The organism is Pseudoalteromonas sp. SG41-5 (genome assembly GCF_014164495.1).
Classification (GTDB): domain Bacteria; phylum Pseudomonadota; class Gammaproteobacteria; order Enterobacterales; family Alteromonadaceae; genus Pseudoalteromonas; species Pseudoalteromonas rhizosphaerae.
Genome location: NZ_JACJFH010000079.1, coordinates 1 through 24,095 on the forward strand (window position 1 = coordinate 1; position 24,095 = coordinate 24,095).

Annotated in this window: 23 protein-coding genes; 15 read left to right on the forward strand and 8 right to left on the reverse strand. The window is 40.4% G+C overall.

Annotated features, from left to right (window positions below; genetic code table 11):
* Positions 1–818: 818 nt before the first annotated feature.
* The 6 genes from H5232_RS17400 (at position 819) to H5232_RS17425 (ending at position 9,524) form a co-directional block, all read left to right on the forward strand.
* Positions 819–3,521, forward strand: coding sequence for a TonB-dependent receptor (locus tag H5232_RS17400; RefSeq protein WP_182831241.1), 2,703 nt, complete (start codon positions 819–821; stop codon positions 3,519–3,521).
* Between the two features lie 76 nt (positions 3,522–3,597).
* The gene (locus H5232_RS17405) at positions 3,598–4,374 is read left to right on the forward strand and encodes a family 16 glycosylhydrolase (RefSeq protein WP_182831242.1); all 777 of its coding nucleotides are present in this window, start codon (positions 3,598–3,600) and stop codon (positions 4,372–4,374) included.
* Positions 4,375–4,424: 50 nt separating this feature from the next.
* Entirely contained in the window at positions 4,425–6,947 is a 2,523-nt protein-coding gene (locus H5232_RS17410) for a glycoside hydrolase family 3 protein (protein ID WP_182831243.1), read from the forward strand.
* Between the two features lie 60 nt (positions 6,948–7,007).
* Positions 7,008–8,063, forward strand: coding sequence for a sensor histidine kinase (locus tag H5232_RS17415; protein ID WP_246175609.1), 1,056 nt, complete (start codon positions 7,008–7,010; stop codon positions 8,061–8,063).
* Positions 8,060–8,851: a LytTR family DNA-binding domain-containing protein gene (locus H5232_RS17420; RefSeq protein WP_182740493.1), complete on the forward strand. Its 792-nt coding sequence runs from the start codon at positions 8,060–8,062 to the stop codon at positions 8,849–8,851. Before H5232_RS17415 ends, H5232_RS17420 begins: the two co-directional genes overlap by 4 nt.
* Before the next feature lie 97 nt (positions 8,852–8,948).
* Entirely contained in the window at positions 8,949–9,524 is a 576-nt protein-coding gene (locus H5232_RS17425) for a hypothetical protein (protein WP_182831244.1), read from the forward strand.
* Positions 9,525–9,614: 90 nt separating this feature from the next.
* Here H5232_RS17425 and H5232_RS17430 read toward each other — a convergent pair whose 3' ends face one another.
* The 3 genes from H5232_RS17430 to H5232_RS17440 all read right to left on the reverse strand — a co-directional run bounded on the left by H5232_RS17430 (position 9,615) and on the right by H5232_RS17440 (position 12,502).
* On the reverse strand, positions 9,615–10,586 hold the full coding sequence (locus H5232_RS17430; protein WP_149982858.1) for a glutathione S-transferase family protein: 972 nt from the start codon (positions 10,584–10,586) through the stop codon (positions 9,615–9,617).
* A 21-nt stretch (positions 10,587–10,607) separates the two neighbouring features.
* Entirely contained in the window at positions 10,608–11,450 is an 843-nt protein-coding gene (locus H5232_RS17435; protein WP_182761291.1) for a pirin family protein, read from the reverse strand.
* Positions 11,451–11,521: 71 nt separating this feature from the next.
* A complete protein-coding gene (locus H5232_RS17440; protein ID WP_182718961.1) occupies positions 11,522–12,502 on the reverse strand; it encodes a YihY/virulence factor BrkB family protein in 981 nt (326 codons plus the stop codon).
* Between the two features lie 136 nt (positions 12,503–12,638).
* On the opposite strand from H5232_RS17440, the gene H5232_RS17445 reads away from it, so the two are divergent.
* Positions 12,639–13,727, forward strand: a complete 1,089-nt coding sequence (locus tag H5232_RS17445; RefSeq protein WP_182718962.1) for a mechanosensitive ion channel family protein — start codon at positions 12,639–12,641, stop codon at positions 13,725–13,727.
* A 334-nt stretch (positions 13,728–14,061) separates the two neighbouring features.
* Positions 14,062–14,934 (forward strand): MYG1 family protein, encoded by an 873-nt coding sequence (locus H5232_RS17450; RefSeq protein WP_145241081.1) that lies wholly within the window; start codon positions 14,062–14,064, stop codon positions 14,932–14,934.
* 59 nt (positions 14,935–14,993) lie between these two features.
* On the opposite strand, the gene H5232_RS17455 is transcribed toward H5232_RS17450, so the two are convergent.
* Both H5232_RS17455 and H5232_RS17460 read right to left on the reverse strand, forming a co-directional pair.
* Positions 14,994–16,511, reverse strand: coding sequence for a DUF3360 family protein (locus H5232_RS17455; RefSeq protein WP_145241079.1), 1,518 nt, complete (start codon positions 16,509–16,511; stop codon positions 14,994–14,996).
* Positions 16,512–16,841: 330 nt separating this feature from the next.
* Positions 16,842–17,246, reverse strand: a complete 405-nt coding sequence (locus H5232_RS17460) for a YkgJ family cysteine cluster protein (protein ID WP_145241077.1) — start codon at positions 17,244–17,246, stop codon at positions 16,842–16,844.
* Positions 17,247–17,429: 183 nt separating this feature from the next.
* Here H5232_RS17460 and H5232_RS17465 point away from each other — a divergent pair, with 183 nt between their 5' ends.
* Entirely contained in the window at positions 17,430–18,020 is a 591-nt protein-coding gene (locus tag H5232_RS17465) for a LysE family translocator (protein ID WP_145241075.1), read from the forward strand.
* A gap of 10 nt (positions 18,021–18,030) precedes the next feature.
* Here H5232_RS17465 and H5232_RS17470 read toward each other — a convergent pair whose 3' ends face one another.
* Both H5232_RS17470 and H5232_RS17475 read right to left on the reverse strand, forming a co-directional pair.
* The gene (locus tag H5232_RS17470; protein ID WP_149982853.1) at positions 18,031–18,867 is read right to left on the reverse strand and encodes an AraC family transcriptional regulator; all 837 of its coding nucleotides are present in this window, start codon (positions 18,865–18,867) and stop codon (positions 18,031–18,033) included.
* A gap of 200 nt (positions 18,868–19,067) precedes the next feature.
* Positions 19,068–20,003 carry a LysR family transcriptional regulator gene (locus H5232_RS17475; protein ID WP_182732202.1) on the reverse strand — a complete coding sequence of 312 codons (936 nt, stop codon included), beginning with the start codon at positions 20,001–20,003 and terminating at the stop codon, positions 19,068–19,070.
* A 94-nt stretch (positions 20,004–20,097) separates the two neighbouring features.
* Here H5232_RS17475 and H5232_RS17480 point away from each other — a divergent pair, with 94 nt between their 5' ends.
* The 6 genes from H5232_RS17480 to H5232_RS17505 all read left to right on the forward strand — a co-directional run bounded on the left by H5232_RS17480 (position 20,098) and on the right by H5232_RS17505 (position 22,965).
* A complete protein-coding gene (locus tag H5232_RS17480; RefSeq protein WP_182740808.1) occupies positions 20,098–20,532 on the forward strand; it encodes a DMT family transporter in 435 nt (144 codons plus the stop codon).
* A 9-nt stretch (positions 20,533–20,541) separates the two neighbouring features.
* Entirely contained in the window at positions 20,542–21,003 is a 462-nt protein-coding gene (locus H5232_RS17485) for a DMT family transporter (protein ID WP_145241067.1), read from the forward strand.
* Between the two features lie 245 nt (positions 21,004–21,248).
* Positions 21,249–21,665 carry a tetratricopeptide repeat protein gene (locus H5232_RS17490; protein ID WP_182718445.1) on the forward strand — a complete coding sequence of 139 codons (417 nt, stop codon included), beginning with the start codon at positions 21,249–21,251 and terminating at the stop codon, positions 21,663–21,665.
* 37 nt (positions 21,666–21,702) lie between these two features.
* On the forward strand, positions 21,703–22,143 hold the full coding sequence (locus H5232_RS17495; protein WP_182740807.1) for a GNAT family N-acetyltransferase: 441 nt from the start codon (positions 21,703–21,705) through the stop codon (positions 22,141–22,143).
* A 7-nt stretch (positions 22,144–22,150) separates the two neighbouring features.
* Complete coding sequence (locus H5232_RS17500) at positions 22,151–22,369, forward strand: DUF6500 family protein (RefSeq protein ID WP_182718441.1); 219 nt, start codon at positions 22,151–22,153, stop codon at positions 22,367–22,369.
* 74 nt (positions 22,370–22,443) lie between these two features.
* Positions 22,444–22,965, forward strand: coding sequence for a YgjV family protein (locus tag H5232_RS17505; protein WP_182740806.1), 522 nt, complete (start codon positions 22,444–22,446; stop codon positions 22,963–22,965).
* A 40-nt stretch (positions 22,966–23,005) separates the two neighbouring features.
* Here the strand turns inward: H5232_RS17505 and H5232_RS17510 are convergent.
* On the reverse strand, positions 23,006–24,095 hold a 1,090-nt coding region (locus H5232_RS17510; RefSeq protein ID WP_182831245.1), incomplete at its 5' end, for an RICIN domain-containing protein.

Here is a 24,095-nt window from a genome sequence, read left to right on the forward strand (position 1 = left end):
ATGGGCTACAAATGAGCACTTTGAAGAGCATAAGTTAGCGCCACATTTTAAAACGTTTGGTGAACAGGCTGGTGCTCTACTTACTCACAGTAATATTGATGTGTATAAAACGATTGGTTAATAATATACCCAAACCACCTCAAGATGCAGAATTCAGCGTTTCACAGGTGCTTAATATCAAGGGGTTACTTTGCAAGAATGGCCGTCCCTTTTAAGAAGTAACAACGCTGAGAGTAAGTGCCTGTGAAACGCCCAAAGGGTTGGTTTAAAAGCGATTTATACTGCGTTATTGATTTTAACAATAGAACCACTATTATTTGCAATCAATGCCTTGCCTAAATCGCTTTTAATTCCAACTGAAACTCGCATCTTGAGGTGGTTTGGGTATATAGGGGCAGTGTTTAAAGCCACGTATTTTATATCGAGCTTAGCATGTTAAGCATGGCTTTAATCACGCCTTAGCAGGTGACAATGAGTGAGCCTTGATAACTTACCTAATGTATTGACCTGCGTTTTTGGGTATATAAAGTTATGCCATGGTATTTTTCATCGCACACTGATTATATCCGCTTTCTTTGTGTTTATGGCATCGGTGGTCAGTTTTACTTTCATGCAATAATTTTTTAAGTTTTTTGACTGTCGATACTAAATCAAGGAGTCAGTTTATTTATTGTCCAAGATTTAATTTCGGCTTGTATTATATCTAACTCGCCTTAGCGTATTTGACTAGTAATCAAAAAAGACCCTATGGATACTGTGAGACTGTTAAATAAAAGTAACAAACCTTAACGTTTTACACACACATCAAAAGGTCGAATATGCACACAATAAATAAAAAAGCATTATCAATTGCCGTAGCATTGGCTTGCTCATTCCCGTTACATGCCCAACAAGCTGCTACGAATAATCCAACGAATACGAATGAAAGCAACACTGCGCAAAAACAAAGTACCTCCTTAGAGGTTATCTCTGTAACAGCAACCAAACGTAAAACAAAGTTAATGGAAACCCCTGTTGCTATTACAGCATTAACGGAGGCTGAGCTCAGGCAAAATGGCGTAAATAGTGTTAAAGATATTGCTAATCTAGTGCCAGGGTTAGATATCTCCACAGCGACGGATCAAGCTGCGCCGGTTATTTCAATGCGAGGTGTACGCTCTACCAATATTACTGAGCTTGGCGACCCTGCTGTTGGCGTTCACCTTGACGGTATTTATTCGCCAAGAATGCAAGGAGCGCTAGCTCTGATGTATGACATTGAACGAGTTGAGGCATTAAGGGGGCCACAAGGCACATTATTTGGTCGAAACTCTACAGTTGGTAGCATTAATGTTATTTCAGCAAAGCCTGAATTCACTCATTTATATGGCAATGTGAACGTTGAAGCAGGAAAATACAACAGCAAAAATATTGATGGCGTAATTAATATTCCAATTAATGACGAATTTGCAGTACGGTTTTCTGGCAAAGGATTAAAACGAGATTCTTACCTTGAGGGTTACTACGATCCTAACCAATACGACTCAAGACGATTAAGCGACGATATACTCAATGCTCCTGTTATCTCAGAGGATTCTTATCAAGGTATTGGTCAAACAGTCACGCAGAGAGAAAACTGGTGGATAGATGGTGCAGGCACAAATCCAGAGGCACAAAAAGTTCGCCAATTAACCCCCGCAGAAAAAGACGACTTTTATAACAATGCTAATGAATACTCTTTTAGAATTAGTACGCTTTGGGAGCCGTTAGATGGTGGCTTTTCAAATCATACCGTTTTTCAAAAGTACGTTAATAACAGCAATAACAATCTCGATTTAGTTAACTGCGATAAAATTCGTGGTAGAAGTGAAGAGCTGGGCGGCGATTGCACAAACTTTTTACCCAGTGATAATACATATCAAGCTGTTGTGAATGTGCCTGGTAAGCTTAATTTAGATATCACCTATCTTAGAAATACCCTTAACTACGATATAAATGATGAATATTCGCTTGTGTGGCTACTTGGCTATGAGGATATGGAACGCTCTTCAGCACAAGATAGCGAAGTCGGCCTCGATCCTTGGGATGGGGCAACGTACTTTTTAGATGGCACTGGTGCTGAATCTTTTTCTACAGAAGTGCAATTACAATCTGACGAATACGGCGATTTTATTTGGATTGTTGGTGCTAACTATTTCCACGAAAAAACCACGACCTTAGGTTATTACGATAACCCAATGGACGATAAAGCCTTTTGGGATCAACCTGATCGCTCTACAGACGCATTCGCTTTGTTTGGCCAAGGTACATACGATTTAACTGAAAAATTACATCTAACACTTGGTTATCGTTTTAGTGATGAAACGAAAGAAGATAAAGGGGGTAAAACATATCGCTGCTCTAATGCCGATGGCTGCGCCGTAGGTTGGTTAAATAGAACGGATCTAAATAACTTACCAGTTGATTACTACCAAGATCCTTCAATTTATGCGTCATACTTTGCAAACGATAATAAAGGAAGTTGGCAGCATCATGACTTTCGTGTTGGTTTAGACTACGACATTTCACCTGAAACGATGGTTTATACCTACCTTGCCAGTGGTTTTAAAGCTGGTGGAATTGGTGATGTATATGAAGTCGTAAATGATAGAACCGGTGACGTAACACGCTTTGAAACTAAGTTCGATCCAGAAGAAGTACTTACATGGGAGCTTGGCGCTAAATCGAGCTTTTTTGATAATTCATTAAACTTGAAAGCCGCATTTTTCTACACAGATTACACCGACATGCAATACGCATCAGTGGGCTCAATCGGTAATGTAGAACGTTTATCTGTGGTAGAAGATGAAGATGGCTCTCCCGTTTTAGATAGCAATGGCGAGCCGGTACTTGATTTTCAAAACAAGCCTGTGATTGCTTATTACACACAAAATGTTCCTAGTTCAACAATCAAAGGTATTGAGCTTGAGTTTGATTGGAAGCCATACCCAAGCGGGCGTATCACCGGTTATGTAACCTGGACCGATGCCAAAGTGACGGACGATTGGAATACTAAGTGGGATTATGATGCTGAGTATCTTTTTGATATTTCTTATGAGGAATCAAAAAATCCTGAAAATACACTGCTATCAACCAACCTTAAAGGTAATAACTTAGCGATGACGCCTAAGTTCACGGCGAACATCAGCTACACACATACGTTTGATTTAGGTGAATATGGTTTTATTCATAGCTGGCTTAATGCGAGCTGGAAAGATGAGTCGTACTCAACAGTATGGAATGTTGATAAACATTTAGATGATATGGACTTTAGCGTGTCGGACGAGGCGACAAAATACATTGACGATAGCCGAGATGCATTTGCAGTCTATAACGCGTCAATTAAATATGAGCCGCAAGGACAAAGCTGGTACGCAGAAGTATTCGTTAATAATGCCTCTGATGAAACTATTCAATATTGGAATAATACTAGCAAAGGAATTCCAAAAGGCAGCTTTGGCATGCCAAGGTATTACGGTGTAAGAGCTGGTTTTTCATTCTAGATAACCTAACCACAATTAAACTTCCCACAGTCAATATACCACTGTGGGAGGTGTACAATTTAAATAAGGATCAATAATGAAAACTAAGCTTATTAGCTCGTTAGTTGCAGGTTGTGTGTTTATCTCACCTTTTACATATGCCAATTATTTTAAAGATAATTTTTCATGGGGTTACGATAATGCTATTTGGAATGCGCGAAGTGGCGACAATGGCTCGCCTTTTGGCTGTGAATTTTCCCCTGCAATGATTAACCCAAGCCAACAGGGGATCACGCTTTCATTATCACAAGGCGCATGTGCTGAGCTGCAAAGTAATAATTTCTATGGCTTTGGCAAGGTGCAAGGCAGTGTTAAGTCAGGGAATACGCAAGGCACTGTGTCTTCCATTTTTACTTACACATCGTGGTGGGATTCACCCGGCAGAGCATGGCAAGAGATAGATATTGAGCTTTTACCCTCCCTTGGGAACGTTGTTCATACCAATGTGATTTATCAGCCGCAAGGTGGCACTTATCAAAGCTGGGAAAAGGACATCGACTTAAGTCAGTTTGGGCTTGATTACAGAGAAAACTTATTAACTATTGGCTTTGATTGGTCTAGCAACTCGATTCGTTGGTACCTTTACGACGCTCAAGGAAATGAGCAAACATTAAGAGTGCTCAACAAAGACAATGGCGATGGTCATTTAGCTGAAAATGAAATTCCCGCGTATGCATGGCCGATGGATAATACAAAAATAATGATTAACCAATGGAATGGTGATAACTCAACCGAAGGCTATTACTTCCCTGGTCAATACTATGGCAGCCCTTCATGGGCATATTATGATTTTATTGAATATATTCCACACTAAATTAATCAGTCCATATTTTATAAAACAGTATTTAATCTCGAAGGTTTTAAATGTCGAAAATAAAACACCCTAAATTATTACTTTGCTTATTGCCTGTTTTTGGCATGTTCAACTGTCAAAATGTATTGAGTGCAGACAATCAGCAAGTTAACTGGCCTTATGTGAATACGCAACTTAAGCGTGATCCAGCCGTTGAAAAACAGATTGATAAACTGCTCGCAACAATGACTTTAGAGCAAAAAGTTGCGCAAATGATCCAGCCAGAAATTGGTTATTTAAGTGTAGAGCAAATGAAAAAGTATGGATTTGGCTCTTATCTAAATGGCGGAAATACTGCGCCTTACGGAAATAAACGAGCGGATCAAGCTACTTGGTTAAAATACGCAGATGAAATGTACCTAGCCTCTATGGATTCGACCATAGATGGTATTGCGATCCCGACAGTATGGGGAACCGATGCCATGCATGGGCATAGTAATGTGTATGGCGCTACGTTATTTCCGCACAATATTGGCTTAGGAGCTGCCCATGATGCTGATTTAATTAAACGCATAGGCCAAGCAACAGCAAAGGAAGTATCTGCTACAGGGATTGAATGGAGTTTTGCGCCTACTGTTGCTGTAGTTAGAGATGATCGCTGGGGCAGAACTTATGAAAGTTACTCAGAAGACCCTGAATTAGTTAGGTTGTATGCAGGTAGTATGGTTACCGGTATTCAAGGTGACATAGGCGCTGACTTTTTAAAAGGCAGTAACCGTATTGCCACCGCTAAGCACTTTGTGGGTGATGGTGGCACTGAGCGAGGCGTTGATCGCGGAAATACGCTTATCGATGAAAAAGGATTAAGAGATATTCACAGCGCAGGTTATTTTTCGGCTATTAATGAAGGTGTGCAATCAGTGATGGCATCATTTAATAGTTGGAATGGCAAACGTGTACATGGTGATAAACATTTATTAACGGATGTACTTAAAAACCAACTTGGTTTTGATGGGTTTGTAGTCAGTGATTGGAATGCTCACAAGTTTGTAGAAGGCTGCGATTTAGAGCAATGTGCGCAAGCAATTAACGCGGGCGTTGATGTGATCATGGTGCCAGAGCATTTTGAAGCGTTTTATCATAATACTGTTAAGCAAGTGAAAGACGGTGTAATCGCAGAATCAAGAATTAACGATGCCGTTAGGCGCTTTTTAAGGGCTAAAATCCGCTGGGGTGTGTTTTCGAAGAGCAAACCATCAGCGCGACCTGAATCACAACACCCGCAGTGGTTAGGTGCTAATGAGCATCGCATTTTGGCAAGAGAAGCGGTTCGTAAGTCACTCGTTCTGTTAAAAAACAACGAAAACGTGCTGCCAATCAAAGCGAGTAGCCGCATCTTAGTTGCCGGCAAAGGCGCGAATGCAATTAATATGCAAGCGGGTGGCTGGAGCGTTTCTTGGCAGGGCACAGACAATACCAATAGTGACTTTCCAAATGCGACCTCTATTTATGCGGGTTTACAGTCGCAAGTAACAAAAGCGGGTGGTGAGATCACTTTGAGCGAGTCTGGTGAGTATAAAACCAAGCCAGATGTAGCCATTGTTGTTATTGGTGAAGAACCTTATGCAGAATGGTTTGGTGATATAGAAATGCTTGAGTTTCAGCATGAAACCAAACACGCACTTGCACTGTTGAAAAAGCTTAAGGCAGACAATATTCCGGTAGTAACGGTATTCTTAAGCGGCCGCCCGTTGTGGGTTAATAAAGAGCTCAATGCATCGGATGCCTTTGTTGCTGCTTGGCTACCAGGCTCTGAAGGTGAGGGCGTTGCAGATGTACTATTAACTAATAGCGAAGGTAAAGCCCAGTTTGATTTCAGCGGTAAGTTGAGTTTTTCATGGCCTAAATATGATGACCAATTTACGTTAAACTTAAACGATGCTGACTATGACCCATTATTTGCTTATGGCTATGGCTTAACTTATCAGGACAAAATAAATGTGCCTGTTTTGAGTGAGAAAACCAGCCCTAAAAAAATGGTTAATAGTGACTCACATCCCCTGTTTGTAAGAAACTTAGCCAAAAATATGACTTGGCAACTGGCAGATACAAGCACAGAAAAGGTGTTAGCCAGCGGTGCATCAGCAACCAGTGGCGATAAACAAAGTTTACTTATGCAATCAGTCAATTTATCTTATCAAGAAGATGGCCGTGGCTTTAATTGGCGCGCACAAGCCGCTGTTAGCTTGAGTTACCTAGAGCCTAAACAGCTAGATAGTAAATTTAGTGCAGGTTACCTTGAATTAAAAATGCGCATAGATAAAGCTCCTGAACAAGGAGCAAACTTGCAAGTCATGTGTAGCGAAAATCATTGCTTAAGGAATATTGATTTTTCATCGTTTTCACAATTAATGACAGACAAAAGTTGGCATACTCTAGCAATCCCTTTGCACTGTGGTGATAGCGGACTTGCTGAGCAAAAAATAACAGACGCGCTGCGCATTACTAGTCAAAATTTAAGTTTAGCAATTGCTGATGTGGCGTTGACTATAAAACCGAGTAATGACTCATTATCATTAACGTGTGCAAAGTAATACCCATGGCTGTTGATTAACGTTTATTAATCAACAGCCTATAACATTGGATTTAATAATGTGAATAGTAATAACCCTAGAAGTCAGTTGTTCTGGTTATTCCAAAGTTGTGGTTGGATTGTCTATGCAATGCTGACCGAATTAATGATAAAAATACCAAGCGAAGAGCCATGGACAATACATATACCGCATTTAATTATTGATGTAGCGTGTGGCTTTTTGATCACTTTAACGTTAAGACGATTTTACAACTGTTTTAGTCAGCAAGAGCTCAAAGTTAAAGTCGCGTTACGTATTATGCTGCTTCTAATTGCAACATTACTCTGGACGCAAATTAAATGGATTTCCTTGCAGTGGTTATATGGTAACTGGTGGCTTTCAATGTCATGGTTTGACTTTGGTACATGGACGTCAGCCTCGTTAACCATGCTTTCAACATGGACTGCCTTTTATTACGGGATTAAAATTTATTTAGATAATCTTGAGCAAACTCAAAAGGCCGCAGAAGCTACCCATTTAGCGAAAGAGTCACAGCTAAAAATGCTTCGATATCAGCTTAACCCGCATTTTATGTTCAATAGTATTAACGCCATTTGCACGTTAATATTGAAAAAAGAAAGCTTGCAGGCAGTAAACATGCTTGAAAAACTATGTGACTTATTGCGCCATAGTTTATATACCGACCCACTTGAAAAAGTAGCTATCAAAGAAGAAATCGCAATGTTAAGAACCTACTTAGATATAGAGCAATGCCGATTTGCTGACAAGCTAGAGGTTAATATTAGCGTTGATGAACCATGCAACGATTTATTAATACCTTCTTTATTAATTCAACCATTGGTAGAAAACGCGTTAAAACATGGTATGCGAGCAGATCAAAAAATGGTGATCACAATTAATGTTGAAAAAACAAAATCCGCATTGCTCATTAAAGTTGCTGATACTGGTAAAGGCTTTGATGATAATAAAAAAACCAAAAGAGGCATCGGCTTGGCTAATTGTGAGCAACGCTTAAAATTAATATATGGTAATAGTCACCGAATTGAAAAAGGCAATGCGACTACCGGTGGTGCGTGGTTTTGTATCTCTCTTCCAATTAATGGTTTGCAATCATGATTCAATTAAAAACGTTACTCGTTGATGACGAATACAGTGCTATTGAAGGTTTGCGTATTCGCTTAGAAGCCTTTGCTGAAATTGAAGTGATTGGCAGTGCACAAAGTGTTGATGAAGCAATTAAAGTACTTAACGAATATGATGTAGATTTAGTGTTTCTAGATATAGAAATGCCAACAAAGTCAGGTTTTGAATTAATTAAACATTTTCAACCAGAGAGCTGCCCTGCGGTTATCTTTGTTACGGCATTTCATCAACATGCTGTTAAAGCTTTTGAGGTGAGGGCGCTGGATTATTTACTTAAGCCCGTTAAGTTAGCTCGCCTTGCAGAAGCCATTGAAAGAGTTATTAAAACCCAAAAGCTAAACAGAAAAACCGAACTTATTGAAGTGCACCAATCGCTGGTGATCAATGAATCGCAACCACTTGAAGTGGCGGGTAATTCTGACTATAAGTTTGAAGCTGAGAATTTAGTTATTCAAGATGCTAAAAACCCAATTCAAATTATTCCGTTTAAAGATATTTTATGGATTGATGCGGCGGGGGATTATATGTGTGTACACACACCTGCTGAAACACACGTAATGCGTGCGCGTTTAAAAGAGCTTGAAAAAAACACCTTGCCTGAAGATTTCCTGCGAATACATAAATCAACGATTGTGAATTTAAGCCATATAAAGCAACTTAACCCACTTAGAAACTCTGAATACACGGCTGTATTACAAAGTGGTAAAACACTTAAAGTCAGTCGTACCTATAGTAAAAATTTAAAGAGTTTGTTCAAATAATAAATATTGAGAGTAGTAAACTATAACTGCAACAGTTTGTATAATAGGCATTTGTTACGCTATCTCAGGTCATAAATTATAAGGACTTTAAATTTCTATGGCAAAACCTCAGCTTTTTTGGATTATTTTAATATTATTGATTACCTGTTTTCTGTCTCTCGGGCTTTTTATTTGGTATGTTAGTTTTGTTCCTGCATTCATCTCCAATGCTAATTTCAATTTTATTTTAAAATGGGTTTTACCCTCGCTGACAGTGCTGACGATTGGTTACTTTTTTAGTCAGTATAAGAATTTTGCTCAAGTGAAGGAAAGCTTAGATAAGCATTTTATTGCTGAGGGACGTTTAGTTAAGTATTTTACGCTGCTTTTTAGTCCCGTGTTTATTTACTTTTACTTTTGGACATTCATTAATATCCCAATACAGTTATGGGCAAATTATCAATTGGCTGAGTATTGGTCGCAAGAATATTTATTAGTTGAGGCAACAACATGTAGTAGTGACTATGAGCCGCACTGCGTAGAATTAAAGTTTTCCGATTTAGCAAGTGAAGAAACACATTCAATAAGATGGTATTTAGATAAAGCTGAATTATTAACGCTCAAGAATAAAAGAGTAAATCTGGTCGGTGAAAAAAGTTATTTTGGTTATATTATCAATACAATACAGTGGTGATCAAAGCTTTAAAAGGCATTATTGTGATTTGTGGTGGTTATAAAAAGGCCTAAACTACCCCTGCCATTTTGCAGGGGTAGTATAAATTGGTTAACCGCGATTATGCTCGCGAGCGTAATCAATATTGGGCCCTTTAGGGACGATTTGCGTTGGGTTGATCATGGTATGACTAAAATAATAATGTCGTTTGATATGATAAAAATCAACGGTTTCTTTAACGCCAGCAACTTGATAAAGCTCACGTAAGTATTCACTCAGTGCCGGGTAATTTTCGATAGTACGCAGATTACATTTAAAATGCCCAACATACACACTGTCAAAGCGTATTAGCGTGGTAAATAATCGCCAATCTGCTTCGGTTAGGGTGTTGCCCACCAAATAGCGCTGCTTGAGTAAAATACTTTCGACTTTGTCTAATGCAGTGAATAAGTCATTAAATGCCTCTTCATAGGCTTTTTGAGTGGTCGCAAACCCAGTACGATACACGCCATTATTAATGTTGTTGTACACCAGCTCATTAATTGCATCGATTTCAGCGTGCAAGTTATTTGGGTAAAAGTCTAGTTTATTGCCAGTTAAATCATTGAAGGCGCTGTTAAACATGCGAATGATTTCAGCAGATTCATTACTGACTATTTTATTTTGCTGTTTATCCCAAAGCACAGGCACAGTTACTCTTCCGGAATAATCTGCTTTATTTTCGGTGTATATTTGATGCATAAATTGCTTATCAAAAAGTGCATCTCCAGTGCTGTGGTTGTTTTTATCAAACGTCCAACCGTTATCTAACATATCTGGGCTAACCACAGAGACATCAATATAGTCTTCAAGGCCTTTTAATTTTCTAAAAATCAAGGTGCGGTGCGCCCATGGGCAGGCTAATGAAACATATAAATGATAACGGCCTTTCTGTGCCTTAAAGCCCGCCTCACCAGTTGGGCCTGCGCTGCCATCTTTGGTTATCCAGTTACGTAATTGTGCAGACTCGCGTTTAAACTCACCATCGCTTTTATCGGTGTCGTACCATTTATCTTGCCATTTACCGTTGACTAGTAATCCCATAATTGACTCCTATATCGTGTTTTAAAAGCTACCAAATTTACCGCTTTGGTAATCACTAATTGCTTCTCGTAATTGAGCTTGCGTATTCATCACAAACGGGCCCATGTGAGCAATAGGTTCATTAAGCGGATCACCGGCTAAAATAAGTACCCCAGCGCCGCTTTGCGAGCTAAATTTAATATCACTACCGGACTCTAAAATAAGTAGGCTGCCAGCCATTACTGGACCACCTTGTTCGGTGTTGATAGAGCCGGTATGAATATAAATCATCACCTTGCTTTGTATCAGAGGTGGGTGGGCAAACTCAGTGCCTACAGGTAATGTTACATCTGCTAGCATGCCATTGGCTGCTAGTTCTTGTAGGCTTGAAACCTGAGTTTGCTGGTCAAATTGCCAACTGCCAGCCAGTGCTTTTAGTTCAACACCTTGACTATTTTTATGTTCAGGTGCAGGGTGCTCAGTAGTATCTTGATATTTCGGTGCTCTGAGCTTTTCAGTGCTTGGCATATTGAGCCAAATTTGAAAGCCATGCATCCCCTCAATCGCATCGGCAAGTGGCATTTCGCTATGGATAACGCCAAAGCCGGTACTCATCCATTGCACGTCACCTGCGCGAATAGCTTTTTTATTGCCCATTTGATCTTGGTGTTCAAAGCCGCCTTTAATAATGTAGGTAAAGGTTTCGATACCACGATGCGGGTGGGCAGGAAACCCACCCATAAAGTCACTGTGATCGTCGGATTTTAATTCGTCGATCATTAAAAAAGGATCTAAATGCTTACCATCAAAGCCTGGTATCCGGCTAATATTTACGCCATCACCATCTTGGGTTGCATGGCTATTGAGTTGCTTTATTACTTTCATTGCTTTGCTCCGAATCTTGTATGGTATTATTTAAACACAATAAAATTAAACAACCATGGGTATAAATAGCACTATTCATTCGTTTTAACAGAACGTTCTGATTTTTGTTTTTTCGTTAGGTTATCCGCTACAAAAGCCCCGCGATTGCCAGACTGATGTGCAGGTCCCACGGTGCTATCAACCATGGTTTGCTGTTCGGTGCTGGCATTAATTGCAGCGCCAAAAATAATAATATAGGCGCTGATATACAACCACATCAACATGATCACGACCCCGGCTAAAGAACCATAGGTCTCATTGTATGAAGCAAACTGTGACACATAATATGAAAACCCTAATGATGCGATGATCCAAAGCCCAGTAGCCATTACTGAACCAGTTGTAACCCAACGCCACTTTGCCGCTTTTCTATGGGGTGCATAACGATATACAAAAGCTAAAGCAAAATGAAAAGTCGCTGCTAGTAACAGCCAAGTGAGTAATTTGATCACCGTATCGATACTGTTTTCTAGACCAACAATATTAAGTGCGATAGGCAATATACCAATGATTAATAATGCGATTACGGCGACCAATATAGCGCCAATAGAGAATAGAAAGCGCACTAAAAGCGCTTTGAAAAACTGCCTTTTGGTTTGCTCATGGTAGGTAATATTGCAGGCTGTGATCAGTGCTTGGCAGCCCTTACTGCTACTCCATGTGGTTAATAACAACGTGCTTATTGCACTAACACTTAACACTTTTTGTGATTGTTGGGTAACTTCAGATACCTGTTGTAGAACGATTTCTCGGCTGCTTGGTGGCAATAAAGTAATAAACTTACTAATCTGTTCACTAACATCCGCCGTAGAGGCGAAATAAGCATACAGCGAAACACAGGCTGCCAGTGCTGGAAAAATAGCGAGTAATGCGTAAAAGGCGACACCAGCGGCAACAAAGGATAAGTTATCTTGCGACATACTTTGATATACCCGCTTGCTGATATCCCACCAGCCCAGCAAGGGGATCTCGGTTGGTTTATCTGCTGTGTAGCCACGTGGTTTATGTGCCATATTTTATTCCTTGCTGATGGTTATTAGTCACTATTTATTAGAAGTTAAGGTGCAAGGTGCTTGCCAGCTTAAGTTGGCGTTTAATTTGCTTCTACAGAATTAATGGTTTTATCAATAAAGAGCGCATGAGTTACATATGGAAATAATGAATAGTATTAATAATCAAATTATTAGCGCATTAAAAATACAAACAACGAGTACCAATGCGGATCCTTTAGCGCCAGTATCTTGGCACGGTATAAACTCACAAATTGCGCATTTTTTACAAAGTGCTTGGCAAATGTTACCTGCTCTCACTTTAGGTATAGCAGCAATAATCGTGTGCTATTTTTTAGCAAAGCCTGTGTCTTATTTATTAGTGAAACCTATTGGCTATGTAAGTGAAAGGCGGTTATTGCATGTTGTTGCTCGTCGCTTTATTAGTACTGTGATCATTTTGTTTGGAGTTTATTTATTTTTACGCTTAGCAGGCTTAAGTGAATTTGCCGTGGCGATAATGAGCGGAACTGGATTAGTCGGGCTAATCTTAGGTTTTGCATTTCGTGATATTGCAGAAAACTTTATATCGAGCATGCTATTAAGTGTGCAACGTCCTTTTCGTATTGATGATGTTATTGAAGTCGATGGCTGCTTAGGGGTAGTAAAAAAGGTCACTGCGCGGGCGACCACATTAGTTGATTTTGATGGTAATCATATTCAAATACCTAATGCGACTGTTTATAAAAATGTGATTAAAAACCTTACTGCTAATCCGAAAATGCGCGGTCACTATAAAATAGGCATAGGTTACGATAACGATATACGTAACACTCAGCAGTTAGCGCTGAGTTTAATGGATAAACAAGCTGCTGTGCTAAAAGATCCGGCTCCACAGGTGTTACTTGATGAATTAGGCTCAGCCACTATCAATCTCAGTATTTACTTTTGGGTTAATAGTGAGCAAAACAGCCCGGTTAAGGTAGCGTCGCAATTGATGCGTGAAATGGTTAATAGCTTTAACGCGCATGGTATTAGTATGCCTGATGATGCTCGTGAACGGATTATTTTAAATGCACCAAGTGAGCAAGCACAAAAGACTCCGGAACAACCCACTACGCAAGATCAAAAAGTCAAACCGATTGCGCATCTGGATGCTGGTATTGATGATGTGAGCAGTGATGCTGATGAAATTCGTGAACAAGCTGAGCGCTCTCGCGATCCTGAGCAAGGCAACAATATTATTTAACTTGCTCTTTAAATAATATACTTAGTTTAATAGCCGTGGGTTCGGCAATTTTATTTAGCAAAGACTGAGTTATCGCTCGAGGAGAAAGTTTTACTGAAGACAGTTCATGTATGGATTGGTTATGTTTTTACCATCAATCTACTGTTGTTTTGTTATTACTGTAGCTTATCTTCCTCTAGACGATTAATTACCACAAAGTGGTTCACTGTTTTTGTGGGCTGCTCGCCGATAGCGTATACTGTTGTGCTTGTAATTTTGACTTATCTATTTTGTGCTAACGGATCAGTTTAAATTTCGCCGTCTTCTTACTCCTTTCTAAAATGATATTAAATAAATGAATGATATAACAGTAGCAACTCATAACGGTAATTTTCATGCGGATGATGTGTTTAGTATCGCCGCACTTAGGCATATTCTTCCTACTTTTAAACTTATACGTACCCGTGATTTAGAATTAATCGCGCAAGCTGACATAGTGATTGATGTTGGCGGCGAATATGACCCAGCTGCTGGACGTTTTGATCATCACCAACGTGGCGGTGCCGGCGAGCGTGAAAATGGCATCCCATACTCATCATTTGGTTTAATTTGGCAAAAATATGGTTTAGAGCTGTGTCAGGGTGACCAAGATGTTGCGCATGCAGTTGATGCCGGTTTGGTATCGACCATTGATGCGATTGATTGCGGTCATGTTGAAGGTGTATCGAAAGGGATCAGTCTTAGCCAAACAATTTCAATGTTTAACCCAACATGGCAAGAGGAAAGTGACTTTGATCGTTGTTTTGATGAGGCGGTTGAATTTGCATCGCGTGTTTTAACACGTTTTATTGCAGCAGCCAGTGGCGGCATTAATGCTAAAGCAATCGTCGCTAAAGCGATTGATAACGCAGATGATGCAAGAGTGATTGTATTAGAGCAATATACGCCGTGGAAAAAAACCGTGCATGCTTTATCGCAAGAAGCGTTATACATGGTTTATCCATCGCATTCAGGCAAATGGATTTTGCAAACGGTGCCTGTTGAACCGGGTTCATTTGAAGACAGAAAGTCACTACCAAAAGCATGGGCTGGTTTATCAGATGCTGCATTTCAAGCGCAAACGGGCATTGATGACGCAATGTTTTGCCACAATGGCTTGTTTATCGCTGGCGCAGAATCATTTGCAAGTACCATGAAACTTGCTGCTATGGCGTTGCAAGACGAATAAAACGAAGTCACGGTTATTAAAAAGGGGGTAGCGCTGTACTGGCTTCCCCCCTTTTTGTATTAGTGCCTAAAGTTTTCTAGCAACGCTGGAATACCTGGCAGCATGCCCACCATGGCCATAACACTGGTCAATAATACAAACATAAACAGCGGAATGATCCAGCGACTCATATGGGTCAGCTCAGAGCTGCGCTCTTTACAGCCAATTAAGCCTAAGTTATCGAGCAGCATGGTCAGTGACCAGCCAAACGCTGGGTTTACTAACGTTGAAGCAAATACCACAATAGCTGCTGATTGCGTGGTTTTACCTTCGCGAGTCATTTCCATACCCGCCTCAAGCAGTGGGATAAATACACCCACTATTAACGCCACACACAGTACCGGTTGCCAAATGGCGAGATCCATTGGATAACCCCATATACCAGCAATTACACAAAAAAGTGCGGTTAAAATTGCACCAGCTGGAATAGGGCGCTTAGCAATCGCGGCAGGCACAATATACGTGCCCCATGATGAGGTGAAGTTAGACCCACCTAAAATAGAGCCAAAGGTTTGCCTAACTGATGCACTGAGCATAGTATCGTCAATGTTCATTTGCACTTTTTCAGTGCGTTTTGGGTAGCTGATCTTTTGGAATACTTGATGGCCTAAAAAGTCTGGCGACCACATGGCCACTGCCAGTATGGCAAAGGGCAATACGACTACAAAGCTTTCAAGAGTCGGCAAACCTAACATCCAACCGGTGTTTTCACCCCACCAATACATAGGGTTCATATTTGGTAACCCGGGGGCGGTTTTAAATTCAAACGGCGCACCTAAGGCAAAGGCCGTTAAACCACCAATAAGGCAGCTGAGCGGCACAGCTAACCAACGTTTTTTAAAATGTTCGAGTAGCGCGTACAGTAAAATAGTGGCCAAAATAACGATGAAGGCAATGTGGGTCATTTGAATTTGTTCAGCCCATGCAAACAGTTTCTTTACTTGCGATATAGTGCCTATGAATCCTAAGTAAAGTAATAATCCGCCGCACACCCCTTTACTGGTTAGTCGTGCCAACAAGCTGCCGCCTTTACTGATGGCAAGCAGTAACCCTAAGGCGCCAATGAGTAGCCCGAATGCCATTGGGTGTCCGCCTGCTGCAACAACAATGGGAATTAATGGAATGAGTGGTCCGTGGGTTCCCGCTAAGTTAGCAGTGGGTAAAATAAAACCTGAAAACAAGATGATAAAAATAGCCACTATGAGTAACTCATAGCGTACGTTTTCTAACACAAAGGCGTCACTTAAACCAAGCGGTGCGGCAAAGGTGGCGGCAATAGCGCCTACCATAACAACTTTACCAATTGTCCCTGCCATAGCGGGAATTGTGTCTTCAAATTCGAAGCGGTAATCCCGAAAAGGCAAGTTAGGACGCCAGCGCTTTGGCTGCATAATTTGCAGTTCATGCTCGAGATAATCGTCTCGACTGGCAAACTCAGAGCTTGGTTTATGAAGATTTTTATAGCTATCGGAAACGGTTTGAGTATCGCTTACCTGCTCAGCTTGGGATGACGTGTCATCTTTTGGCGTGGTTGTCATGAATTCTCCTGCAACATTGTTGCTAACTCAAAATAAAAAAAACAGCTTGTATAAAGCAATGAATATTGAATCGATAGAATAAAGTAGAGGTTTATCAATTACGATTAGGCAAAGGTCGAGCATGACGGATTAAAGTAGCTTGGCGCAGGTATAGCCAGCAGAGAAGAAAATATTCAAAAGTTAATTTCTATTGTTAATAATCAATACCTTATTTTCATATTTGTTGTTTATTGCTTTGAAAAAGCCAGTTATACGGCATGCATTAATGAATTACTGGGTGCTAAGTCTTTAGTCTAATGGCTAGGAGCTCACTCAAAGCTAAGCTCTGTTTTATTCTGTATAGCCGCCAGGGCGACTGTCTTGCATTAATAGATCTAGTTTTCTTTGTGCTTTTTTATAGTTATCTAAATCGATTACTTCAATCATTTCGCATTCGTCTCTTACCATTTCGGTGATAAGGCTAGGATAGTGGCGGCAATCTTCAGGGCGGTCTAAATAAATACTGCAGGTATATTTATTTGCGGCGAGGGGATTTATTTTTGGGGCTATTTCAAGAAAAGGGCATTGGCTTAGTTTTACTCCCGATTGTGGGTCGTGCCATATTTGGTTATTTTTAACGAACTCAAAGATTTCGGGGTTAAATATCTCCCATAGATCAATCTCTTCTTGCGTGGCGCTCAGATCGCCACCACCGTATTTAATACAGCATTTACCACATTGATTACATTCTTTCATGGTTCGCTAATTTGTAAGATGGACTAATTCTAGTGTAACACCGATTTTTTTAGTGCAGCTGTGTTTTTGCAGGGGTAATTTGTCAGATGCTATTTTATTTACAACAAGGTCAATTTTGTTCAATACATGGCTTATTGCAACAACAGATAATAAACGCCACTTTAAATAACCTAAGTATACGTTATGACTTTATCAGTGATCATCTCAATGGCACTATTTGCCTTGGCGGCGTCTATATCACCCGGGCCAGTTAACCTTGTTTCGTTAAGTAGTAGTGCGCGATATGGGGCAAAAAAAGGCTTAATATTTGTGACTGGTGCTACCTTTGGTTTCATTGCATTATTTTTGTTTATTGGTTTTAGTTTGCATTATCTCATTGCGCAATTAGCCTGGATCACTGGTGTATTACAGTGGCTCGGTATCGCTTTTTTACTTTATCTCAGTTATCAATTATTTATCGATGATGGCGGCCTCACAGCTGACGCTAAGCAAAATGCCCCTACCTTTATGACAGGTGTGATCATGCAATGGCTTAACCCTAAAGCGTGGTTGGCTTCTTTATCAGGCATTGCAGCATATAGTCCAGGGGCGCAAGGATTTGAACTGGTTACTTTTGCAAGTTTATATTTACCTATTTGTTGGTTATCACTTGGCTGTTGGGTTTGGCTAGGTATACGGCTCGGGCAGCATTTTCAAAGCCCAGCTAAAATGCGAGTGATGAATAAAATTCTTGCACTATTACTGGCTGGCAGCTGCTTTTTATTATTGATTTAGTGGTTTTAATTTACAGTGATAAAGTACGGCGATATTGCTCGGGAGTTGCCGCTACGCGTTGTTTAAAGACCCGCTGAAAATGCGCTTGATCACTAAAACCTGCACTGTGAGCGATACTTGCTATTGGCTGGCCTTGTTTTAGTGCTTGCTGACCTAATTGAATACGACGATTTAACCGATAAGCGTGCGGAGTCATATTAAAATGACGTTTAAAAGCGCGCACTAAATAACTGCTGCTAAAGCCAAAAAGTTTACTGATTGTGTTAATTGATTGGTCTTCAAAACAGTGCTCATTCAGGTAGTTCGCTACTTGATATAGCTTATTTTCAGGTAATAACGTTTGCTCGTGTAATGGCTCAACGCAATCAAGGTACGTAAATAATTGTACGAAGTAACTACTTAGCAACGTGCGCTTTTGTGCTGCGGTAAACGTATTTGTCATTAGGTTTTGGCACAAGATAACAAAGTCCTGATAAAGCTGTGGTAGTAGCACTGTATCCAAGCGACTTCCTTGCCAGTTTTGTTGCTTTGTGACGCCAGACTCGAACAATAACGCTGCTAACCAATTTTTATCTATATGCATCATGTAATAAGCCCACGCTGAGTTTTGCTTTGGATTACAGGCGTGAACTTCATCAGGGTTCATTAATACTAAATTACCATGTGTTACTTGATGTAGACGATCTTCACAAATGAATTCACTTTGCCCCGCTAAAATTGCGCCAATTGACCATTGCTGGTGGGAGTGGGGAGCATAAGTGACTTTGCGGCCATCTAATACTTGGCGCAGCTCGACAAATGGTAATTCGGGGTCGCGCCAAAAAATAGGGTGTGTTGTTGGGAGCATACTATTTTCCACAATTGAAAACCTATTTCCAGTATACCCCTAGTTGTAGTGTATAAATCTACCCTCAGACTAACTTATTCACCAAAAAAATCAGTGAGTAACTGCGTCACTTAGCTGCATGCAATTGTGTGCTGAGCGGGTGTGTTTTTTTAGGTATCACTATTGGTCTGTTTGCACCCGTTAGAGCATAACGCAGATACTTAATTTTGGTATTTCCAGTACGGCGGGTTGCCATAAACTTCACTAAAGTAATCAATACATACTCGAACATTTAACGGTGGCTGTCGTGTATTAGGGTAAATTGCAGTAATGTTTTGTGGTCCCGTTTTGATTGTTGGCGCAAATTCACTTAAGAGTGAAACAAGAGTGCCTGTTTTTAAGCTTTCACCAATTAACCAATCAGGGAATAATACAATTCCCATGTCGTTCAAAGCCCCGATAAACAGTGTTTCAGCGTTGTTAGATACTAAAGTCGGTATTACACTTTGCTGCTGCCATGACGAATTAATTTTGAATAACCAACGATTTTGCCCCGATGAACCGCGATAAATTAAGCCCTGATGCTGACTAAGATCAGCCGGTACTTTTGGTGTGCCATATTTTTTCAGATAAGCAGGGGATGCGGCTAAATGATAAGTTTGCAGTCCTAATGTTTTAGCATGTAACGATGAATCTGCAAGAGATCCGATACGAAAAATCACGTCAGCGGCATCAATATGGGGATCGATAAAATCATCGGTTTGAGTCAACTCTACTTGAATTTTCGGATAGCGATTTAAAAACTCACCAAGCCAAGGCGCTATGTGTTTTTGTCCGAAAAAAACCGGCGCATTAATTCTTATTAACCCTTTGGGTTGAGTTGCTCTATCCTGCAGCTCGTTACGTACTTCGTTGAGTTGCTCGGTCATTGAGCGCGCATAATCATGAAAAATTCGGCCCGCTTCGGTTGGCATTATTGCTCTTGTGTTACGGTAAAAAAGTTGCTGACCAAGGGCATCTTCAAGTTGCAAAATTACTCTAGAGACCATAGAAGGCGATACATTTTCATGTCGAGCAACAACAGAAAAGCTTTTACATTTATACACGGCGATAAAAAATTTTAACGCTCTGATATTGATCGAACTGAAATCATTCATTTGTGCAAATCCTGCAAAAGTGTTTCTTATATAATCCCATTTTTCGCGTTAAAGCTCTAGGTTATTATTTATTCCTTATTAATAGGAGATTTGCATGCAGTTTATTTTGATTTTAATTGTCGTTATGGGAGGAATGGGGCTGTCTGTAGAAGCAGGCTTATTGGGCCCTTTAGGTAGTGAGGTTGGAGAATTATGGGCCACATTTAGTGTGTTTGGTGTTGGTGCTGCTCTTACCTTTATGTTGATGCTATTTTTTAGTCCTCGCAATAGCCCGTCTTTTTTCAAACAACCATCATGGACATTGTTAGGCGGCGTGTTGGGGCCTGTTTATGTCGTTATATTGACGTTCACAGCACCTGTGATAGGTATTGCTATGACGATGATCAGTATATTGATGGGACAAATAGCGAAAAGTTTGCTGATAGATCATTATGGTTTATTTGGTAGTCAACATCGCCAGATTGACCGCAAACGGCTTATGGCACTATTTTTTATTGTCATTGCATTAATTCTGATGGCACAAGGTTAGGGGACGCTAATGACTATAATTATGATAATTCTGGCGGTGATTGGTGGTGCAACCTTGAGTATTCAGGCTGCCATTAATGGCCAATTAGGAAGTAAAGTAGGTGTTTTTCGCTGCGCATTTTTAACCTTTTCGGTGGGTGCGTTGATCACCGGGTTACTTATCTTTTATTTTGAACCTAGGCATGCGCTAACCCTGTTGGATGTGCCAAAGTGGCAATTATTAGGGGCAATGTGTGGAGTACCCTATATCGTGATAATGGTGTTTGCTGTGCAGCGAATTGGCACCGCAGTCGCAACGGTTGCGGTAATATTCGGTCAATTATTTATGAGTATGTTAATTGATAATTTTGGTTGGCTTGGTAACGATGTGATTGCTTTTTCGCCAAGTCGTATTGGCGCTGTAATATGTTTGGGTATTGCGCTGTATTTTATTCATGCAAGTGGTAAAGATACAGCAAAAACTGAGAGTTAGCCTTGAAACAATAAAAATTTGGCTGAGGTGATAACTTGTAACAGGGGGGTTATCACCTGATTTGAGCTGAGATTTTTCCCCCGCCTTAGGCTTGATACGCTTTAGAATGAATCATTTTAGTCTCGAGTGTATTAGAATAGTACGCTCTCGGCCTTGTATTTTCTTTCGTTTCGCTTTGAGTTGTTGTTCTTAGCCATGCAAGATAGTTAATTTGGCTGTAATTTCTAACAAAAGGTAATGAAAGAATAATGAATACAAAACTGTATAAATCAGTATTGAACTTAGCCGGTGAGCTAATGAATGCTGCACAGCAGCAAGATCAAGTTACGTTCGATTCACTCTATGGGCAGCTAAAAGCACTGTGTATTGAGCATGAAAATACTGAGAAAGATCATCCTGTACAGTGGGAAACGCTCGCTGATTTTACCGATGAGTTTGCCGATGCGTTGTTGATCTATGAAAAAGCATTAGCTAAAGCTAACGCCATCAATGCGAAAGATTATATGTCGTCAATTGGTTATGCGATGGCAACTATGCATGTTGAACTAGGGCAAACCGAAGCTGCTATCGCAAGTTTACAAGCTGCGCAGGTTAGCGCAAATAAAATTCCTGATAAAGCGCTGAAAGCTGAAATAGCTCAGCTGCTACAACAATTACAGTAAAATTAGCTCGTTGATTATGTTTAAGAGGTCACAATAAATGGATGTTACGCTAGGCACTAGCCCTGAACTGATTGCGCAAGCGCATGCTATTCGCCACCAGGTATTTGTGATCGAACAAAGTATTCCTAAGCAGTTAGATTTAGACGGTTGCGACGAACGAGCTGTGCATGTGGTGGTAACAGATGGCGGTGCTTTAGTCGCTACTGCGCGGTTAGTGAAACGTAACCCACGGTGTGGCGTTATGGCAAGGATTGCAGTGTTAAAGCAATACCGAGGATCCGGCATTGCTAAATTGGTTATTAATGCCTTGTTATCACATGCTGGTAAAATTGGCCTTGAGATCATTGAAATTCATGCACATGCCTATTTGCAAGGCTATTACGAAAGTTATGGTTTTAAATATATTAAAGATGTTGAAATAGTTGGCGAACACCAACTTATTGAAATGCAATGCAGTTTAAAAAGTGAAGTGAGGTAACGCCGTAATGCGCGACGAATTAAGGACTAAGATCATTCAAGTTTGTGACAAAAAAATAGCGGCGAAGGGAGGTAATGTTGGGCTGTCATTTTATGCTTTTTTTGCCAACAAAAATGATGATCCAGAATTACTTATGGAAGCTGCGACATGGTGGATACAAACCCACCAATTAGATCACTTTGTTAAAGCGCAGATCATTAAAACCATGATTGAAAATAATCTGTAATAGCGTGTAGATATTTGATTGTATATTAACCACAATAGCGGTTGAGATATTTATTTTAGTGGGGAATAGGGCTGGTGGTTGGTAGTTGGATTGCCCAAGGGTTTGGTTTACTGAGCTTTGTTTTAGCATTGGTGTGCTTTTATCAAAAGGATGATCGTCGTTTAAAAATAATGATGGTGGTGATGAATCTAAATCATGCACTGCACTTTTATTTACTCAATGCTATCACTTCATCATTGTGCTGTTTATTTTCAGCGGGGCGTACAGCCGTATCAATGCGGGTGAAATCGGTGTGGATAGCAGCCATTTTTATTATTTTAACCGTGGTTATCGGTTATCTAACAGCCCAGCAATGGACGGATTACCTTGCGATTGTTGCCGCCTGTTTGGGTTGTTTTGCACTATTTTGCTTAACGGGCATCAAAATGCGTGTTTTGCTGTTTGCAGGATCGTGCTTATGGTTGGCAAATAATATAATTGTTGGCTCTATTGGCGGCGTGTTATTGGAAGCGACTGTTATTGTTATTAATTTATCGACTATTTATAGACTACATAAACAACGCTTTACTTGTGAGGCGCTGACTGAACACGGTTGATAATAAAGGGCTTAGCAAAGCCCTTCACAGTAAATGTTAGTTATTGTCTGGTTAACTCAAACATTTGATTTTCTGCTCCTGAGGTACATGTCCATTGCAGAATATTAGCATCATCGGCAGTTTTGCTGTCTGCGACGTCTAAGCACAACTCACTATTTCGGTTGATGATACGCCACTTACCAGAGCCGGCACTTTGAAAACGAAACTGCTGGTTATAGCTCCCTGTGTATGTCCAGATATTGATATTTTCACCCGCTGTGGTTGAATGCGTATAGACCTCTAACCCTTTAGAAGGAGCATTGACTGGTGAAATACGATGCCACACACCATCGACTGTTGAAATATTAAATTTTTGGCAATCATTATTAAGCCAAGACCACTGCCTAACATTTGCCCCATCTTCACTTTGACAGTTAGCAATATCTAATGATGCACCACTGTGTTTTGGGGTAATGCGGTAAGTACCATTGACTTGTGTATTGGTTGGGTTGTCATTATTGCTGTCGGTATAACCATTGTAGACTTCAAACTCTGCAATTTGCGCTACGCCATTGGCGGAATGAATTACAAAACTTACTTTGGATAAGTTAGTGTTAGAAAAAGTGATTACATTTGGCACAGCACCACCGTTCGAAAGTGTTACACCTGTATCGTAGTTCACTAAAGACCAAGCTGTAATGCTTCCTTTACTAGCTGGGGTTTCAATTATTTTAACTGCATTAATGGTGGTGTTAAGGTTTTTAATATTGATCGTGCCCGTGATAGCTGACGGTGACCAGTAAGTTGACATATCGCCGTCATTCACATTGCCATAACTCGAGCCACTGGCTTTAGAACTGCCATCAACACCGGCACTAATAGCTAGATTTTCCCCTGCTGGTGTTGGCTCAGGTGTTGGATCTGGATCCGGTGTTGGATCGGTGGGTGTGGTTGTTCCACATTGACCATTTGATGTTTGTAAGCCTTTGTTCGCGCCAGCCGTTGCTGCAATGATGTTGGGTATACACTGTGCATTATCAAGTTGATAGTTATAAGGGATGTTGATTGTTGTGGTTGAGGTTGGATTAGGGCCTGCTGGGTGAAGCTTGTTTTCTTGTTCAGACCAATCGATATTATCCCAAATGTTGCCG

What these genes read in the sequence shown, in the direction of transcription:
- H5232_RS17400 (WP_182831241.1), top strand. Translation starts at nt 819, where the DNA reads ATGCACACAATAAATAAAAAAGCATTATCAATTGCCGTAGCATTGGCT.
- H5232_RS17405 (WP_182831242.1), top strand. Translation starts at nt 3,598, where the DNA reads ATGAAAACTAAGCTTATTAGCTCGTTAGTTGCAGGTTGTGTGTTTATC.
- H5232_RS17410 (WP_182831243.1), top strand. Translation starts at nt 4,425, where the DNA reads ATGTCGAAAATAAAACACCCTAAATTATTACTTTGCTTATTGCCTGTT.
- H5232_RS17420 (WP_182740493.1), top strand. Translation starts at nt 8,060, where the DNA reads ATGATTCAATTAAAAACGTTACTCGTTGATGACGAATACAGTGCTATT.
- H5232_RS17425 (WP_182831244.1), top strand. Translation starts at nt 8,949, where the DNA reads ATGGCAAAACCTCAGCTTTTTTGGATTATTTTAATATTATTGATTACC.
- H5232_RS17430 (WP_149982858.1), bottom strand. Translation starts at nt 10,586, where the DNA reads ATGGGATTACTAGTCAACGGTAAATGGCAAGATAAATGGTACGACACC.
- H5232_RS17435 (WP_182761291.1), bottom strand. Translation starts at nt 11,450, where the DNA reads ATGAAAGTAATAAAGCAACTCAATAGCCATGCAACCCAAGATGGTGAT.
- H5232_RS17440 (WP_182718961.1), bottom strand. Translation starts at nt 12,502, where the DNA reads ATGGCACATAAACCACGTGGCTACACAGCAGATAAACCAACCGAGATC.
- H5232_RS17445 (WP_182718962.1), top strand. Translation starts at nt 12,639, where the DNA reads ATGGAAATAATGAATAGTATTAATAATCAAATTATTAGCGCATTAAAA.
- H5232_RS17450 (WP_145241081.1), top strand. Translation starts at nt 14,062, where the DNA reads ATGAATGATATAACAGTAGCAACTCATAACGGTAATTTTCATGCGGAT.
- H5232_RS17455 (WP_145241079.1), bottom strand. Translation starts at nt 16,511, where the DNA reads ATGACAACCACGCCAAAAGATGACACGTCATCCCAAGCTGAGCAGGTA.
- H5232_RS17460 (WP_145241077.1), bottom strand. Translation starts at nt 17,246, where the DNA reads ATGAAAGAATGTAATCAATGTGGTAAATGCTGTATTAAATACGGTGGT.
- H5232_RS17465 (WP_145241075.1), top strand. Translation starts at nt 17,430, where the DNA reads ATGACTTTATCAGTGATCATCTCAATGGCACTATTTGCCTTGGCGGCG.
- H5232_RS17470 (WP_149982853.1), bottom strand. Translation starts at nt 18,867, where the DNA reads ATGCTCCCAACAACACACCCTATTTTTTGGCGCGACCCCGAATTACCA.
- H5232_RS17475 (WP_182732202.1), bottom strand. Translation starts at nt 20,003, where the DNA reads ATGAATGATTTCAGTTCGATCAATATCAGAGCGTTAAAATTTTTTATC.
- H5232_RS17480 (WP_182740808.1), top strand. Translation starts at nt 20,098, where the DNA reads ATGCAGTTTATTTTGATTTTAATTGTCGTTATGGGAGGAATGGGGCTG.
- H5232_RS17485 (WP_145241067.1), top strand. Translation starts at nt 20,542, where the DNA reads ATGACTATAATTATGATAATTCTGGCGGTGATTGGTGGTGCAACCTTG.
- H5232_RS17495 (WP_182740807.1), top strand. Translation starts at nt 21,703, where the DNA reads ATGGATGTTACGCTAGGCACTAGCCCTGAACTGATTGCGCAAGCGCAT.
- H5232_RS17500 (WP_182718441.1), top strand. Translation starts at nt 22,151, where the DNA reads ATGCGCGACGAATTAAGGACTAAGATCATTCAAGTTTGTGACAAAAAA.